This is a genomic window from Brevundimonas mediterranea, assembly GCF_011064825.1.
GTDB lineage: Bacteria > Pseudomonadota > Alphaproteobacteria > Caulobacterales > Caulobacteraceae > Brevundimonas > Brevundimonas mediterranea_A.
On the sequence record NZ_CP048751.1, the window covers coordinates 678,244 to 692,834 of the forward strand.

Below are 14,591 nucleotides of genomic sequence, written 5' to 3' on the forward strand. Positions count from 1 at the left end.
GGTCATGACCTTCGATCAGATCGCCGCCCTGGCGGTGCTCATCGGCGTGGTCGGCGTGCTGATCCACGGCAAGCTTCGCGCCGATGTCGTCGCCCTGACTGGAGCCGCCGTCCTGCTGCTGCTGGGGGTGGTGCGGCCGGTCGAGGTGCAGAGCGCCTTCGCCAGCCCCGCTGTCATCGCCCTGGCCGGCCTGTTCGTCATCGCCTACGCCATCGAACTGTCGGGCCTGTTGGGCCTGCTGATCCGCCAGGCCACCCGACTGGCGGCCCGGATCGGGGCCATGGGCATCTGGATCGTCATCGGCCTGTGCGGCGCCGTCGGCGGTTTCCTGAACAATACGCCGGTGGTGGTGCTGGCGGCGCCGGTGATCCGCGACGTCGCCCAGTCCCTGCAGTTGTCGCCCAAGCGGTTCCTGATGCCGCTCAGCCATGTGACGGTGATGGGCGGCCTGCTGACCCTGATCGGCACCTCGACCAATCTGCTGGTCAACGACATGGCGCGCAATGCGGGCCAGCCGGTCTTCGGCCTGTTCGAGATCACGCCCGTGGGTCTGTTCATCGCCGTGATCGGCGGCCTGTGGCTCTATTTCGTCGGCGCGCGACAGCTCGGCCGGTCGGTGGCCAAGGACGAGGCCCAGGCCGCGCGCCTGGCCGAGTTGGAAGGCGCGCGTCGCCGCGCCGAGGCGGAGGCGGCCGGACGCCGCCGTCGCGCCCTGCCCTTCGGCCTGCCGCGCCTGGGGGAATCGCGCAACCAGTCGGACGGCTCGGGCGACGCCCATCTGGGCGACGTCGCCCTGTTCGGCGCGGCGGATCGCCCCTTCCGGCTTCGGCCCGCGCTGATCTCCCTGGCGATCTTCGCTCTGGTGATCGCCTCTGCCGCGCTCGGCTGGGCCCCGATCGCGGCCTCGGCCTTCGCCGGGGCGGTGGCGCTGATCCTGCTCAGGGTCATCACCCCCGAAGAGGCCTATGCCGGGCTGCGGCCCGAAATTCTGCTGCTGATCGCGGGCATGGTGGTGGTCGGCACCGCCATCGAGGTGACGGGCCTGGCGTCCGCCGGGGCGGACCGGCTGATCGACGTGATCCGGCCGATGGGACCCCTGGGCGCGCTGATCGTGCTTTACGGCGTGACCCTGTTCGCGACGGAGCTCCTGTCCAACGCCACCGTCGCCGTGTTGATCACCCCCATCGCCGTGGCCCTGGCCGAAAGCCTGGGCGTCGATCCCCGCCCGTTCCTGGTGGGCGTGATGATGGCCGCCTCAGCCGCTTTCGCGACCCCGTTCGGCTATCAGACCAATGTGCTGGTCTTCAACATGGGCGGCTACAGCTACATGGACTTCGTCCGTGTCGGCCTGCCGTTGAACCTGGTCACCTGGGTCGCCGCGATGATCGCCATCCCGGTCTTCTTTCCGTTCTGACCCGACCAACGCGCTTCGGCGCCGGTCTGGCGGGCACGACGCATGGATCCTTCAAGATCTGGTGCGGGCGGCCGGGGTCGAACCGGCAAGGGCTTGCGCCCGGCAGATTTTAAGTCTGCTGCGTCTACCAGTTTCGCCACGCCCGCGAGCCGGTCCGGCTCTATAGCCAGAACCGGACCGTGTGGCCAAGCGACCTAGTGTGCGGCCGGCGTCGCTGTCGTCGTCGCCGGTCGCATGGCGCGGAAATCGACGTCGGAATCGGCGATCAGCCAGAGCAAGCCCGCCCAGGCGGCGACGTTCTGGCTCAACTGCGCCGGGTCGATCTTGTCCAGGGTGTCGTTGGCGGTGTGGTGCAGGTCGAAATAGCGGGTCCCGTCCTGCGCCAGACCGAAGAAGGGCACGCCCAGCGGCCCCATGGGCCCGACATCGACCCCGCCGTCGGTCTCGACCTGGTCCGACGCCAGGACGCCGAGCGGATAGAGGACGCGGGTCGCCGCCTTCTGGAAGTCCGAGCCCTGGGCGCCGGCGGGCAGGCGCAGCGCATAGACCCGGTCCGCGCCGAAGTCGCTTTCGCCGGCGATCACGTGTTTCTCCAGGGCGGCGCCCTGGTTGCGGGCGTAGACGCCGCCGCCGTTGCCGGTCTGGGGCGTGGGCTGGGCCACTTCCTCGGAGCCGTAGAAGATCACCCGCAGGGTCCGCGCGGGGCGTCTGCCGCTGTCGGCGATGGCCTTGGCCGCCGCGACCGTGATGGCGCCGCCCGCCCCGTCGTCGATGGCGCCGGTGCCCAGATCCCAGCTGTCCATGTGCGAGCCCAGCACGATGACCTCCTCTGGCCGGGTCGCGCCAGGCAGATCGCCGATGACGTTCTGGCTGTGGGTCTCATAGGTGCGGGCGGTCGAGGTCAAGCGCATCCGCACCGGCTCGCCCAGGGCGATCAACCGGCTGACCTGGTCGGCGTCCGGCGCGGACAGGGCGAAGGACGGAAGGGTCGGCTTGCCGTCGACATAGCGGGTGGTGCCGGTGTGGGGCATGCGGTCCTCGTCCGATCCGACCGAACGCATGATGAAGGCCGCCGCGCCCTTGGCCGCCGCCACGCCGGGACCGGCGCCGCGCACCCGGGTCTGGGGTCCGTATCCCGAGCCGTCCTGCATCGGGTGCATCTGACCCAGATCGACATAGACGATCTTGCCGCGAACGGTCGCCGGATCGGCCGCCTGCAGGTCTTCAAAACTGGAGAATCGCACCACGTCCGCCTCGACCCCGCCGCGCGGCGTGGCGGGCGAATGGCCCAGGGCGGCGGCGACCAGCGACTGGGCGTTCCTGCCGACGATGGCGGCCGAGCCTTCGCCCCGCTCCCAGCCGACCAGCGGGAATTCTTCGATGCGGACGTTCTGGAAGCCGTGGGCGCGCAGATAGTCGGCGGCCCAGGCGGCGGCGTCCTGCTCGGGCTTCGACCCGGCCGGCCGCGCGCCGAAGCGGGTGGTCAGCTGGGTGACATAGTCCAGGGCGATGTTCGACGTCAGCGCCGCGTCACGAACGGCGATGGCGCGCTCCACCGTAACTGCGTCCTGGGCCCTGGCCAGCGGAGCAACGGCGGCGACGAGGCCGAGCGCGAGCGCGCTGACGGTCAGCAGACGGAAGGACATCGGCAGGCTCCAGACTCGGGGAAGAGCCGCAGCCTAGAAAGACTCAGCCGTTCTGGAAATAGGGTTCGACCAAGCCCTGCAGTTTGACCGTCAGGGCCTTGCCCTTGCGGTCCACCCGATTGCCCAGCGCCAGCCGCACCCAGCCCTCCGAGACGCAATATTCCTCGACATTGGTCTTTTCCTCGCCCTTGAAGCGAATGCCGACGCCGCGTTGCAGCACGTCCGCATCATGGAAGGGGCTGGAGGGATCGACGGAGAGGCGGTCGGGGGGCGTGTCGGACATGATCGTTCGGCGGCTCGGATATCGGGAAGGCGCGGTGATAGCCGCGCCCGGCCCTCATGCCAACCGAAACCGGCGATCAGCCCATGTAGTGATGAACAGCGGCGCCGACCCAGATCAGCCCCGCAGCGGGCACGACCAGGATCAACACCCGTCGCAGGCGGTGCGCGATATACAGAACCTCGCCCATCATGGCGGACACCCTCGATATGATCGTCGCCCTGTATCTGGGCGTGAGGGATATGATCCGCCAGTAGGGTTATCGTCGGGAAATCGTCAGGCTACGCATCAATGCGGATGCGCCTACTGCACCGTCTGGCGCGGCGGGGCGTCTGTAGCGGCAGGCTTGTAAGGCTGCGGGCCGGCGGCGGGCGCGGCGGCCGGGCTCGCCGCAGGTCGGCTGGCAGGGCGGCTGGCGGGCCGACGGGCCGGCTGGCGGGCGGCGGGACGAGGCGTGGGCCGCGCCTGGGGCGCTGTCGCGACGGCGGGCGTGGGCGAAGGCGTTGCGGCGGCGGGCTGGGCCACAGGCTGTGCGGCCGGGGTCGCGGCGGGCGGCGGCGTCGCGGCTTCGGCGGCGGCGGCGCGGGCGGCCATCTGCTGGGCCTGGAACCGGGCGGCCAGTTTCTCGGTCAGTTCCTTGGCCTGGGGCGCCGTCATCTGGGCCATGATGGCGGCCAGGGTGCGCGGACGCATGGCGGCGGCGACGGGCAGGCGGACCCGATCCTCCAGGCTGGCCATGACCGGCGCGGCCTCCTTGGGGCGCATGGCGGAATAGACCTGGACCAGCCGATCGATCTCGGCCTTCTCGCGCTCGTCGACCTGGCCCAGCATCTGTTTCATCTCGGCCTTCAGCGCCGCTAGGGCCTGAACCTTGGCGTCCAGTTTCTGCTCGGCGGCGACCATCAGCGGCAGGGTGGTCGCGAAATCCTGGTCGCGCGCGTCCAGTTCGGTGCGGCGCTGCGACAGCGACTGGATGATCTTCAACTCGGCCGGCGAAATGCCCGCCTGCTGGGCCAGTTGTTCGGGCGACAGGGCGCAGGTGCCGGGCAGGGCCGGCTTGGCCGGGGCGCCGGCGGCGGCCGGCGCCTCTTCCGCCCAGGCCTTGGCGCCCTCGAACAGGCCGGGCGCGACGCCGACGGCGCGCACCGCGACAACCCCGCCAATGGCGACGGCGATCAGGGGCAGAAGGCGGGGTATGCGAGCCATGAATGGGGTTCCGAACTCAGGCGGCGAACAGATCGTCGTCGAGATTACGACGCGCGGCGTTGAGGCTTTGTTTGGCGGAATGGTTAGCGGAGCCGACGGAGGTCAGGGCCTGGACGATGGCGGCGACGTTGTCGCGCCCCGCCGGCGCCCCGGCTCGCGACGTCGCGGCGGGGCCGGACATGCCCTGAATGCGCTGGGCCAGGGCGGCCATGCGCCGGGCGCGCTCGTCATCATCATTGACCACGGCGGCGGGCGAAGGCGCGGACGCGACCGGCCGAACGATTTCGGGGCGCGGGGCCGTCTCTTCCTGTTGCAGCCGCAGCGGCGCCGCGACGGGGGCGCGGGCGATCAGGGCTTCCAGCTGTTGCTTCACCTCGCGCGCCTTGATGATGCGGTCGTGCAGCAGGTCCGTCTCCTGGCCCGAGGCGCGCAGGGTCGCCAGGGCGGCCTCGGCGCGACCGGCGGCGGCGTTCAGTTCCGTCACCGCCTGGGCGAAGGCGACCTGCCCGGTGCGTAGGGCCGACAGCTTGCGTTCCAGCTTGATCCCGTAGCCCACCGCCGCGACGAGCAGCAGCATCAGCACCGCATCCATGATCATGCCGGTCATCAGCGGGGTCCTCTTATGCGGGCGGCGATTTCCGGGTTCACCGGGCCTTCGATGCGGACGGCGATATGCTGACCCTTGCGGCCCATTCGCCCAGTCGTCAGGGGGATGGCGCCGGCGCGGATCGAGACTTCCGAATCCGGCGTGGCGTTCAGCATCATCGTATCGCCGACCTTCAGGTTCAGCACGGTGGACAGGGGCATCATCTGCTCGTCCAGAACGGCGCGCACCTCAGTCTCGGTCGTCCAGAGCTCGGTGGCCAAGTGGCCTTCCCAGATGTTGTCGCGGCCGAACTTCTCGCCCATGAACTGCTGCAGCAGCATTTTCCGGATCGGTTCCAGCGTCGCATAGGGCAGAAGAAGCTCGATTCGCCCGCCGCGGTCTTCCATGTCGATGCGAAGCTTGATCAGGATGGCGGCGTTGGCTGGCCGGGCGATGGCGGCGAAGCGCGGATTGGTCTCCAGCCGGTCCAGGTTGAAGGTGACGGGCGTCAGGGGTTCGAAGGCCAGGCGGGCGTCGTTCAGCACCACCTCCACCATCCGCTGCACCAGCACCCGTTCGATCGTGGTGTAGGGGCGCCCCTCGATCCGCAGCGCCGCCGTGCCCCGACGACCGCCCAGCAGCACGTCGACGATCGAATAGATCAGATTGGAATCGACCGTCAGCAGACCATAGTTGTCCAGCTCCTCGGCGCGGAAGACCGCCAGGATCGCCGGCAGCGGGATCGAGTTCAGATAGTCGCCGAAGCGGATCGACGAAATATTGTCCAGCGACACCTCGACGTTGTCCGAGGTGAAGTTCCGCAGCGAGGTCGTCATCAACCGCACCAGGCGGTCGAACACGATCTCCAGCATCGGCAGGCGTTCGTAGGAGACGAGCGCCGAATTGATGATGGCGCGTATGCCGGACTTTTCCGAACCGTCGTCGTCGCCCAGGTCGAAGCCCAGCAGGCTGTCGATCTCGTCCTGGTTCAGGACGCGTTCGGACAGGGCGTCCGCCGGATCGCCCATGCCGCCGAAGGAATCGAGCGCCGTATCGGTCATGCCTACTGCACCAGCATTTCTTCGATCAGGACCGCGTCCACCTTGCCGGGCGCCGCGACCAGATTGACGCGGCGCAGAATCTCCGCCCGAAGCTGGTAGGTGCCGGCCGAGCCGCTCAGATCCTCGGGACGCAGTTCGCGCACGAAGCCGGTGAACATGTCCTGCAGGCGCGGCATCTCGGACTGAAGATGCGTCGCCACCTCGGCGTCGTGCATCTCCAGCGTCAGCTTCAGCTTCAGGAAGGTCGGCCGGCCGTCGGCCGACTGGATGTTCATGACCATGTCCGGCAGGGTGTAGAAGGTGACGCCGTCAGGCCCTTCGCTGATCTTGCCCAGAGCCGGATCGGCTTCGCCGCCTTCGGCGGGCGCGCCGTGTCCGCCGCCTTCGGCCTTCTTCTCTTCCTTGCCGTGACCGCCCTTTTCCTCAGCCTTCTCCTCGCCGTGACCTGCGGCGGCGGCTTCCTCGCCATGGGCCTCGGCCGGCTTGGGCTTCATCAGGAAGAAGGCCGCCGCGCCGCCGCCGCCCAGGACCAGCAGGGCCACGGGCGCGATGATGAACAGCATCGGCAGCTTCTTTTTCTTGGGCGCGCCCTCTTCGCCCTCGGCCGCGTCCGCATCGACCGACTTGTCGGCGGGCGCATCGGCGTTCGGGTCGCCCTTCTTCTTGCCAAACTTGAACATGCGCTCGCCCCGGAGAATCTCATGGGGAGGATCGGCCCGGCTTGGTTAACGCGACGTTTACAAACGGCAGTTTTTGCCGGGCGTCACCGGCCTCCCGCCCCCTCAAACCGCCATTCCTGCTGGATTAACCCTGTTGGCACGGTCGTTGCGAGGGAGGAATCGAAGGAGCACGCCACTCGTGGAAAACGCCGCCTATATCGGATTGTCCCGTCAGATGACGCTGCGCCGCGAACTCGACATCGTGGCCAACAACGTCGCCAACGCCGACACCACCGGATTCAAGGTCGAACAGCTGATGGTCGGGACGGAAGTGGGCCAGCGCGCCCGCAACGACTCCATCCGCCCCTCGGCCAGCTTCGTGCTGGACAACGGCGTGGGCCGCGACTTCGGCCAGGGCTCTATGTCCGAGACCGGCCGCCCCCTCGACTTCGCCATCGCCGGCGAGGGCGCCTTCTTCACCGTTCGAGACGGCGCGGCCGGCGAGGCCTACACCCGCGACGGCGCCTTCACCATGGATCCGGAAGGCCGGCTGACCACCAAACAGGGTCAGGCCGTGCTGGGCGGCGGGGCGGAGATCGTGCTGGACCCGGCCCTCGGCGCCCCCTCCGTCGGCGCAGACGGCACCATCACCCAGAGCGGCCAGATCACCGGGCGCCTGTCGGTCGTCCGCTTCGACACGCTCGGCGTGCTCGAAAAGGGCGGTGACGGCCTCTATCGCAACGGCTCGAACGTCCAGCCGGTCGAGGCCAACGACGTCCAGATCCATCAGGGATCTCTGGAAGCGTCGAACGTCAATTCGCTGACCGAAATCACCAATCTCATCGAGATCAGCCGGGCCTACGAAAGCATCACCCGAATGATCGAGAACACCAATGACCTGAGCCGTCGCGCCGTCGAGCGCCTCGGCAAGGCCGCTTAAGGGAGAGCCGGACAATGCAAGCGCTCAGAACCGCAGCCTCGGGCATGGCCGCCCAACAGCTGAACGTGGAGGTCATCTCCAACAACATCGCCAACATGAACACGGTGGGCTTCAAGAAGCAGCGCGCCGAGTTCCAGGACCTGCTGTACCAGAACGTCGAACGGATGGGCGCGCAGTCGTCCAGCCAGGGCACCGTCGTTCCGACCGGCATCCAGATCGGCGCGGGCGTCAAGGCCGGCGCCGTCTATCGCGTCACCGAACAGGGCACGCCGGCCCAGACCGGCAACGATTATGACATGGCCATCGACGGAAAGGGCTATTTCCAGATCACCCTGCCCTCGGGCGAGATCGGCTACACCCGCGCCGGCAACCTGCAGGTCAACCAGGAAGGCCAGATCGTCACCGACGACGGCTATGCGCTGCAACCGGCCGTCACCATCCCGCAGGACGCGACCGACGTCACCATCTCCAAATCGGGTCTGGTCCAGGTGACCCAGGCCGGCCAGACCGCGCCGACGACGGTCGGCCAGATCGAACTCGCGACCTTCTTCAACGAAGCCGGTCTCGAGGCCATCGGCGACAACCTGCTGCTGGAAACGGCCGCTTCGGGCGCCGCCAACATCGGCACGCCGGGCAGCCCGGGCTTCGGAAAGATCCTGCAAGGCTACACTGAAGCCTCCAACGTCGACTCCGTGGCCGAGATCAGCGCCCTGATCATCGCTCAACGGGCCTACGAGATGAACTCCAAGGTCATCTCGACCGCCGACAACATGCTGTCGGTGACCGCTCAGGTGAAAAGCTAAGCCATGACCCGTATCCGTCGCGCCCTGGTTCTCGCCGCCGCCCTCGCCGCCGTTTCCAGCGCCGCATGGGCCGGACCGGTTTCGCTGAAGTCCAATCCTGTCGATGACGACGGCCGCGTCACCCTGGGCGACATCTTCGACGGCGCCGGCGCCGCCGCCGAAGTGGTCGTGGCACAGCGGGTCGGCCCGTCGGTGGTGATCGAGGCCGGCCAGCTTCAGGCCCAGGCCCGCCAGGCCGGTCTGGACTGGACCAATCCCAATGGTCTGCGGCGCGTCGCCGTCCGCCGATCGACCGGTCCGGTTTCAGCCGCCGCCGCCCAAACAGACCTGCAGGCCTCTGCGCCCCAGAACCGTCCCGTCTATCGTCCGGCCGGCGGCGGACAGCAGGTCATCGCCCGCAACGACATGGTGCGCGTCACCTATCAGGTCGGCGGCGTGAACCTGAGCATCATGGGCAAGGCCATGCGCAACGCCGCGCTGGGCGAGCCCGTCGCCGTCCTCAACACCGCCTCCAACCGCGTCATCGACGCCGTCGCGTCCGGTCCGGGCCAGGCTGTCGCCGGCCCCGCCGCCGACAGGGTCCGCGCCAATCCTCAACAGTTCGCCGCCCGCTAGGGGAATCCGTCATGCGCAAGATCCTGATCGTCGCCGCCGTCTCCGCCGCCGCCTCGCTCGGCGCCTGCTCCACCGCCATCGAGGCCGTGCGTGGCCCGGAACTGGCCCCCATCGGCTATCCGGCCGCGCTTGTGCCGGCGCAACAGGCCTATATGGCCGACCCCAGTCTGCGTCAGGAAGCGACCCCCGCCAGCGCCAACAGCCTGTGGCGCGTCGGCGCCCGCACCTTCTTCGGCGATCAGCGCGCGCGTCACATCGGCGACATCCTGACGGTCAGGATCGATATCGACGACCGGGCCCAGACCCAGAACTCGACCCAGAGGGCGCGCTCGAACACCTCCGCGAACGGAGTCTCCAACTTCTTCGGCCTGGAGAGCAGCCTGGGCCGCGTCTTCCCCGGCGGCTTCGACCCGGCCAACATGGTCGGGCTGGAAGGAAAGACCAACGCCGCCGGTTCTGGTTCGGTCAACCGCTCGGAAAAGGTCTCCCTGACCGTCGCCGCGGTGGTCACCGACGTCCTCGCCAATGGCAACCTGGTGATTCAGGGTCGGCAGGAAGTGCGCACCAATCGCGAAGTCCGCGAACTGACCGTCGCCGGCATCGTGCGACCCGAGGACATCTCGTCGGCCAATTCGATCAATCACACCCAGATCGCCGAGGCCCGCATCTCCTACGGCGGTCGTGGCGACATCAGCCGGATGCAGGCGACGCCGGCCGCCCAGAGCCTGGTGGAGCGGTTCAGCCCGTTCTGATCCACTGATGCCGCTCGGCCACAGGACGACGGCGGCTCAAGCGGAGCCGTGAACCCTTGATGCGTAACCGCGTTTGTTCGTCAGACGCGAGTATTCACATGTTCAAGGTTCTGATCCCCGCCGCCGCCGCTGTCGCCCTGGTCGCCTTCGCCGCCAGGACGCAACCGCTCGACGCCTTCCCACCCGTCGAGACGCCGACGATGAGCTGGCATCTGAGCCATGAAGGCGCGATGGCCAAGCTGGCCTACGGGGTCGAGAACTCGGACCAACTGGCCCTGATGGTCACCTGTTCCCCCGGCGACGCCGCCGCCGTGGTCTATGGCGACGTCCAGCCGGATACGCCGCGTCTGATCGCGGCCTCTCACGGCCCTGCGCCCCTGGATCCCATGAGCGGCGGAGACGCGACGGAAACCCGCCTCTCCCTGCAGGACGCCAGCCTGACGGGGCTGGCTTCGCGCGGCGCGATGCGCGTGCAGGGCGACTCCGGGCGGTTCGTCCTGAAGGCCGGCCCGGATGAGCGCCGGATGATCGCGGGCTTCCTTTCCTATTGCGGATCGTCGCGCGCTTGACGAAATGGGTGGAGACGCCATTTCGCGTCGCCATCAGCGGGGGCTGATCCATGAACCTTGTTCTCGCGGTCGCTCTGGCGGCGGGCCTGCAGGCGGCCGCCCAGCCGCCTTCACCCCCCTTGGCCTGGACCTGGACCCTTTACGAGAGCGAAGGCCCTGTCGTTCTGGCCAATGAGGTGACCGACACCCCGGCGCTCAGGGCCACGCTGCAGTGTGCGCCCCGATCCAACGTCGCGACCGTCACTCTCTACGACACCGACGCCAGGTCCGCGCCGGAGACCCAGCCCGGCTTCGCCCGACTGACGTCCGGTGCGGCTTCGACCACCAGCGCGGCGCGAATCGGGCGCGGCGGAAGGCTGGAGGTCACGCTGCGCACCGATCATCCCCTGTTCGCGGCCTTTGTCGGCTCCGGCGACATGGCGATCATGACGGGCGACCGGACCGGGGCGGTTAAGGTCGAACGCCCCCATCTTGCCAAGCTTCGCCGCTTCGCGGATCGTTGCGCCGGATAGGAACACCGATCATGCGTCTGCTGAAGCCCTTGTCGTCCCTGCTCGCCCTGTCGGCCCTGGCCGCCTGCGCCACGCCGGCGCCGGTCTCGACCTCCATGGCGGACGCCGGAGCCCCGGCGCCGACGCCGAACTATGACTGGCTCCTCAACCAGGAGGCCCGGGAAAACACCCTGGCCTACGGCGTCGCCAACAGCGACGAGGTGAAGCTGAAACTGTTCTGCGGCTCCGGCTCCGGCGCGCTGGAGCTGGCCGCCGTCCTGGAGAAGCCGTCGCGGCAGCTTCATCTGGAATCCGGCGGCGACACCGAAAACTATCCGGCCACCTCCGAAGACGCCGGCGTCACCGACGGCCACTACGCCGAGGCCAAGGCCCGCACGCGCGATCCGGTCTTCCAGCGCTTTCGCCGTCTGGGCTGGATCGCGGTCTGGGATGGCGACCGGCGGCGGACCTACGCCGCCCACCCCCAGACGCGCGCCGACATCGAACGCTTCTTCGTCGCCTGCGACTGATCCCGACGGCTTGACGCGCCCCGCCGGCTCGGCTTGCCTGTACGGGCTGTTCTGGAGGGCGTCATGAAGATCTCTTACCTGGCCGTCGCGGCCCTGCTCGCCGCGGGGTCGCCGGCGGCGGCCATGGCGCAAGCCTCGGCGACGCCGGCCCCCGCCGCCCTCGCCCCCAGTCCGGCTGACGCCGCCCTCGACGCCCTGATCGTCGATTACGAGGCCTATCTGAAGTCGATCGACCCCTTCGCCGCCAGCAGCGAGGGCGACGTCGAGGCCATGGGCCGGGTTCCCGACCTGTCGCGCAGCTTCGAACTGGCCCAGCGCGCGCCGCTGGAGGCCTTCGTCGCCCGGCTCGGGGCCATCGACCCGGCAAGTCTTTCCCACGCCGGCGGCGTCAACCACGCCTTCCTGCTCTACACCCTGAACCGCAGCCTCGAGGGGCTTGATTACGACACCTCGCGCCTGGCCTTCGACAGCGAGGGCGGCCCTGGAACCTGGGCCCTCTATATCGGCGGAAGCACCCGCCTGAACTCCGTCGCCGAGGCCGAGGCCTATATCCGCCGCATCCGGGGCTTCGGACACATCTACGCCCAGACCACCGACAACGCCCGGCGTGGCCTGGCCACCGGCCTGGTCCAGGCCCGTTCCGTGACCGAGAGCGCCCTGGCCGGGGCGCGCAACGACGTGGCGATCACGCCCGACGCCGAGCCCCTGCTGAAACCCTTGTCCACCCTGCCCCCGACCGTGTCCCAGGCGGACAGGGATCGTCTGACGGCCCAGGCGGCGGCGGCCGTGGGACAGGCCATCGTCCCGGCTCGCCAGGCCTGGCTGAGCTTCCTCGAGACCGAATACCTGCCCAAGGCCCCGGTCGAACCGGGTCTGGGAAACCGCCCCGGCGGCAAGGCAATGTACGCCTATCTGGTGCGGGGCCACACCACCACCGACCTGACGCCGGACCAGATCCACCAGATCGGCCTGTCCGAGGTCGCCCGCATCCGCGCCCGCATGGATGTGGAGATGAAGGCGTCCGGCTGGACCGGCGACTTCGCCGGCTTCCTGAACTTCCTGCGCACCGATCCCCAGTTCTACGCCCCGACGCGCGAGGCCCTGATCGAGAAGGCGTCGGAGATGGCCAAGCGCGCGGACGGCGGCCTGCCCGCCCTGTTCGCCACCCTGCCCCGCCTGCCCTACGACGTGCAGCCGGTCCCGCCGCAGATCGAGGACAACTACACCACCGGCCGCTACAACGGCGGTTCGATGCAGAACGGCGTCGCCGGCCATTATGTGGTCAATACGTCGAAGCTGAACCAGCGCCCCCTGTACGAACTGCCGGCCCTGACCCTGCACGAGGCGGTCCCCGGCCACCACATCCAGATCGCCCTGCAGCAGGAGGCCGAGGGCCAGCCCTATTTCCGTCGTCAGGCCAATGTCAGCGCCTTCACCGAGGGCTGGGGCCTGTACGCCGAATATCTGGGCGAGGAGATGGGCTTCTACCGCACGCCCTATGAACGGTTCGGCCGCCTGTCCTATGAGATGTGGCGCGCCTGTCGCCTGGTGGCCGACACCGGCCTGCACTGGATGGGCTGGACCGAGGAACAGGCCCGCGCCTGTTTCCGCGACAACTCGGCCCTGGCGCCCCACAATATCGAGACCGAGCTTCAGCGCTACATCGGCTGGCCGGGCCAGGCCACGGCCTACAAGATCGGCGAGATCCGCCTGCGCGAGATCCGCGCCCGCGCCGAGCGCGAACTGGGGTCGAAGTTCAACATCCGCACCTTCCACGACGCCCTGCTGACCGAAGGGCCGCTGCCGCTGGCCCTGCTGGACCGGCGGATGGATGCCTGGATCGCGGAGGAGAAATAGGACCTTCCCCCGCTCGCGGGGGAAGTGTCAGGCCGTGGCGCGCAGCGACACGCCTGACGATGGGGGAAGTCTTCTGTTCAAACGAGACTCCCTTCTCCGACCCTAGTCCGCTGCGCGGACGCCGGGCCACCTCTCCCGCAAGCGGGAGAGGGTCTCAAGCCCACCCCGGAACCGGCAGGCCCTTCGATGTCAGGAATTCCGGATTGAACAGCTTCGACGCATAACGCGACCCCGGATCGCACAGGCAGGTGACGATGGTCTTGCCCGGCCCGATCTCGCGCGCCAGCCGCACGGCGCCGGCGATGTTCACCCCGGCCGATCCGCCCAGCGACAGGCCTTCGTACTTCACCAGATCGAACAGGATCGGCAGGAACTCGGCGTCCTCGATCCGATAGGCGTGGTCGGGTTTGAAGCCTTCCAGATTGCCGGTGATCCGCGCCACCCCGATCCCTTCGGTGATCGACGAGCCCTCGCCCGTCATCTCGCCCTTGGTGTACCAGTTGAACAGGGCCGCGCCGGCGGGGTCGGCCAGGGCGATGGTCACCTCGGGCTTCTTCTCGCGCAGATAGGCGGCGACGCCCGAGATGGTGCCGCCCGAGCCCACGGCCGAGACGAAGGCGTCGATCTTGCCGCCCGTCTGCTCCCAGATCTCCGGCGCGGTCGTCGTATAATGGGCGTCGCGGTTGGCGGTGTTGTCGAACTGGTTGGCCCAGATCGCCCCGGCCTCTTCGCTCTCGTTCAGTTCAGACGCCAGACGGCCCGAATAATGGACGAAATGATTGGGACTGGAGAAGGGGGCGGCGTCCACCTCGACCAGGCGCGCGCCCAGCGACCGGATGGCCGACTTCTTCTCTTCCGACTGGGTGCGCGGCATGACGATGACCACCGGATGACCCAGAGCCGCCCCGACCAGGGCCAGGCCGATGCCGGTGTTCCCCGCCGTGCCCTCGACGATGGTCCCGCCGGGCTTCAGCGCGCCGGACGCCCGCGCGCCCTGGACGATCGACAGGGCGGCGCGGTCCTTGATCGAGCCGCCGGGGTTCATGAACTCGGCCTTGCCCAGGATTTCGCAGCCCGTCTCGTCGGACAGGCGGTTCAGGCGGACCAGCGGCGTATGGCCGATCAGGTCGATGACGGACGGTGTGACGGACACGTTTCAGCTTTCAGGCGAGGTCGAACGGG

General features: G+C 68.7%; 16 protein-coding genes and 1 tRNA gene. 9 read left to right on the forward strand and 8 right to left on the reverse strand.

All coding sequences use genetic code 11. From position 1 onward, the window contains the following. Nucleotides 1–4: 4 nt before the first annotated feature. Nucleotides 5–1,414: an SLC13 family permease gene (locus tag GYM46_RS03330; RefSeq protein ID WP_008260165.1), complete on the forward strand. Its 1,410-nt coding sequence runs from the start codon at nucleotides 5–7 to the stop codon at nucleotides 1,412–1,414. A 59-nt stretch (nucleotides 1,415–1,473) separates the two neighbouring features. Here the strand turns inward: GYM46_RS03330 and GYM46_RS03335 are convergent. From GYM46_RS03335 to GYM46_RS03365, 7 genes are all read right to left on the reverse strand, one after another. Then, nucleotides 1,474–1,560, reverse strand: a tRNA-Leu gene (locus GYM46_RS03335). Nucleotides 1,561–1,608: 48 nt separating this feature from the next. Continuing rightward, nucleotides 1,609–3,060 (reverse strand): M20/M25/M40 family metallo-hydrolase, encoded by a 1,452-nt coding sequence (locus GYM46_RS03340; RefSeq protein WP_008262247.1) that lies wholly within the window; start codon nucleotides 3,058–3,060, stop codon nucleotides 1,609–1,611. Nucleotides 3,061–3,103: 43 nt separating this feature from the next. Continuing rightward, a complete protein-coding gene (locus GYM46_RS03345; protein ID WP_008263719.1) occupies nucleotides 3,104–3,343 on the reverse strand; it encodes a DUF3297 family protein in 240 nt (79 codons plus the stop codon). A gap of 300 nt (nucleotides 3,344–3,643) precedes the next feature. Beyond that, nucleotides 3,644–4,546, reverse strand: coding sequence for a MotE family protein (locus GYM46_RS03350; protein WP_008264214.1), 903 nt, complete (start codon nucleotides 4,544–4,546; stop codon nucleotides 3,644–3,646). Nucleotides 4,547–4,562: 16 nt separating this feature from the next. After that, the gene (locus GYM46_RS03355) at nucleotides 4,563–5,153 is read right to left on the reverse strand and encodes a DUF6468 domain-containing protein (RefSeq protein WP_008259282.1); all 591 of its coding nucleotides are present in this window, start codon (nucleotides 5,151–5,153) and stop codon (nucleotides 4,563–4,565) included. Next, entirely contained in the window at nucleotides 5,153–6,193 is a 1,041-nt protein-coding gene (gene fliM / locus GYM46_RS03360; RefSeq protein ID WP_008260695.1) for a flagellar motor switch protein FliM, read from the reverse strand. Before fliM ends, GYM46_RS03355 begins: the two co-directional genes overlap by 1 nt. Before the next feature lie 2 nt (nucleotides 6,194–6,195). After that, on the reverse strand, nucleotides 6,196–6,873 hold the full coding sequence (locus tag GYM46_RS03365) for a flagellar basal body-associated FliL family protein (RefSeq protein ID WP_008259658.1): 678 nt from the start codon (nucleotides 6,871–6,873) through the stop codon (nucleotides 6,196–6,198). 178 nt (nucleotides 6,874–7,051) lie between these two features. On the opposite strand from GYM46_RS03365, the gene flgF reads away from it, so the two are divergent. From flgF to GYM46_RS03405, 8 genes are all read left to right on the forward strand, one after another. Then, nucleotides 7,052–7,792: a flagellar basal-body rod protein FlgF gene (gene flgF / locus GYM46_RS03370; RefSeq protein WP_008262304.1), complete on the forward strand. Its 741-nt coding sequence runs from the start codon at nucleotides 7,052–7,054 to the stop codon at nucleotides 7,790–7,792. Between the two features lie 14 nt (nucleotides 7,793–7,806). Further along, a complete protein-coding gene (gene flgG, locus GYM46_RS03375) occupies nucleotides 7,807–8,595 on the forward strand; it encodes a flagellar basal-body rod protein FlgG (RefSeq protein WP_008264364.1) in 789 nt (262 codons plus the stop codon). 3 nt (nucleotides 8,596–8,598) lie between these two features. Beyond that, entirely contained in the window at nucleotides 8,599–9,210 is a 612-nt protein-coding gene (locus GYM46_RS03380) for a flagella basal body P-ring formation protein FlgA (RefSeq protein WP_008264100.1), read from the forward strand. 11 nt (nucleotides 9,211–9,221) lie between these two features. Next, nucleotides 9,222–9,962, forward strand: a complete 741-nt coding sequence (gene flgH / locus GYM46_RS03385) for a flagellar basal body L-ring protein FlgH (RefSeq protein WP_008260909.1) — start codon at nucleotides 9,222–9,224, stop codon at nucleotides 9,960–9,962. Between the two features lie 98 nt (nucleotides 9,963–10,060). Beyond that, nucleotides 10,061–10,531 carry a hypothetical protein gene (locus GYM46_RS03390; RefSeq protein WP_008263605.1) on the forward strand — a complete coding sequence of 157 codons (471 nt, stop codon included), beginning with the start codon at nucleotides 10,061–10,063 and terminating at the stop codon, nucleotides 10,529–10,531. A gap of 50 nt (nucleotides 10,532–10,581) precedes the next feature. Continuing rightward, nucleotides 10,582–11,043: a hypothetical protein gene (locus GYM46_RS03395; RefSeq protein ID WP_008261582.1), complete on the forward strand. Its 462-nt coding sequence runs from the start codon at nucleotides 10,582–10,584 to the stop codon at nucleotides 11,041–11,043. An 11-nt stretch (nucleotides 11,044–11,054) separates the two neighbouring features. Next, nucleotides 11,055–11,552 carry a hypothetical protein gene (locus GYM46_RS03400; protein ID WP_008263373.1) on the forward strand — a complete coding sequence of 166 codons (498 nt, stop codon included), beginning with the start codon at nucleotides 11,055–11,057 and terminating at the stop codon, nucleotides 11,550–11,552. 63 nt (nucleotides 11,553–11,615) lie between these two features. Next, a complete protein-coding gene (locus tag GYM46_RS03405; RefSeq protein ID WP_008260330.1) occupies nucleotides 11,616–13,409 on the forward strand; it encodes a DUF885 domain-containing protein in 1,794 nt (597 codons plus the stop codon). A 154-nt stretch (nucleotides 13,410–13,563) separates the two neighbouring features. Here the strand turns inward: GYM46_RS03405 and GYM46_RS03410 are convergent, their stop codons facing one another. Further along, nucleotides 13,564–14,562: a cysteine synthase A gene (locus tag GYM46_RS03410; protein WP_008259265.1), complete on the reverse strand. Its 999-nt coding sequence runs from the start codon at nucleotides 14,560–14,562 to the stop codon at nucleotides 13,564–13,566. Between the last annotated feature and the right edge of the window lie 29 nt (nucleotides 14,563–14,591).

Coding starts and splice junctions, on each gene's coding strand:
- GYM46_RS03330 (WP_008260165.1), top strand. CDS start 5: ATGACCTTCGATCAGATCGCCGCCCTGGCGGTGCTCATCGGCGTGGTC.
- GYM46_RS03340 (WP_008262247.1), bottom strand. CDS start 3,060: ATGTCCTTCCGTCTGCTGACCGTCAGCGCGCTCGCGCTCGGCCTCGTC.
- GYM46_RS03345 (WP_008263719.1), bottom strand. CDS start 3,343: ATGTCCGACACGCCCCCCGACCGCCTCTCCGTCGATCCCTCCAGCCCC.
- GYM46_RS03350 (WP_008264214.1), bottom strand. CDS start 4,546: ATGGCTCGCATACCCCGCCTTCTGCCCCTGATCGCCGTCGCCATTGGC.
- GYM46_RS03355 (WP_008259282.1), bottom strand. CDS start 5,153: ATGACCGGCATGATCATGGATGCGGTGCTGATGCTGCTGCTCGTCGCG.
- fliM (WP_008260695.1), bottom strand. CDS start 6,193: ATGACCGATACGGCGCTCGATTCCTTCGGCGGCATGGGCGATCCGGCG.
- GYM46_RS03365 (WP_008259658.1), bottom strand. CDS start 6,873: ATGTTCAAGTTTGGCAAGAAGAAGGGCGACCCGAACGCCGATGCGCCC.
- flgG (WP_008264364.1), top strand. CDS start 7,807: ATGCAAGCGCTCAGAACCGCAGCCTCGGGCATGGCCGCCCAACAGCTG.
- GYM46_RS03380 (WP_008264100.1), top strand. CDS start 8,599: ATGACCCGTATCCGTCGCGCCCTGGTTCTCGCCGCCGCCCTCGCCGCC.
- flgH (WP_008260909.1), top strand. CDS start 9,222: ATGCGCAAGATCCTGATCGTCGCCGCCGTCTCCGCCGCCGCCTCGCTC.
- GYM46_RS03390 (WP_008263605.1), top strand. CDS start 10,061: ATGTTCAAGGTTCTGATCCCCGCCGCCGCCGCTGTCGCCCTGGTCGCC.
- GYM46_RS03395 (WP_008261582.1), top strand. CDS start 10,582: ATGAACCTTGTTCTCGCGGTCGCTCTGGCGGCGGGCCTGCAGGCGGCC.
- GYM46_RS03400 (WP_008263373.1), top strand. CDS start 11,055: ATGCGTCTGCTGAAGCCCTTGTCGTCCCTGCTCGCCCTGTCGGCCCTG.
- GYM46_RS03405 (WP_008260330.1), top strand. CDS start 11,616: ATGAAGATCTCTTACCTGGCCGTCGCGGCCCTGCTCGCCGCGGGGTCG.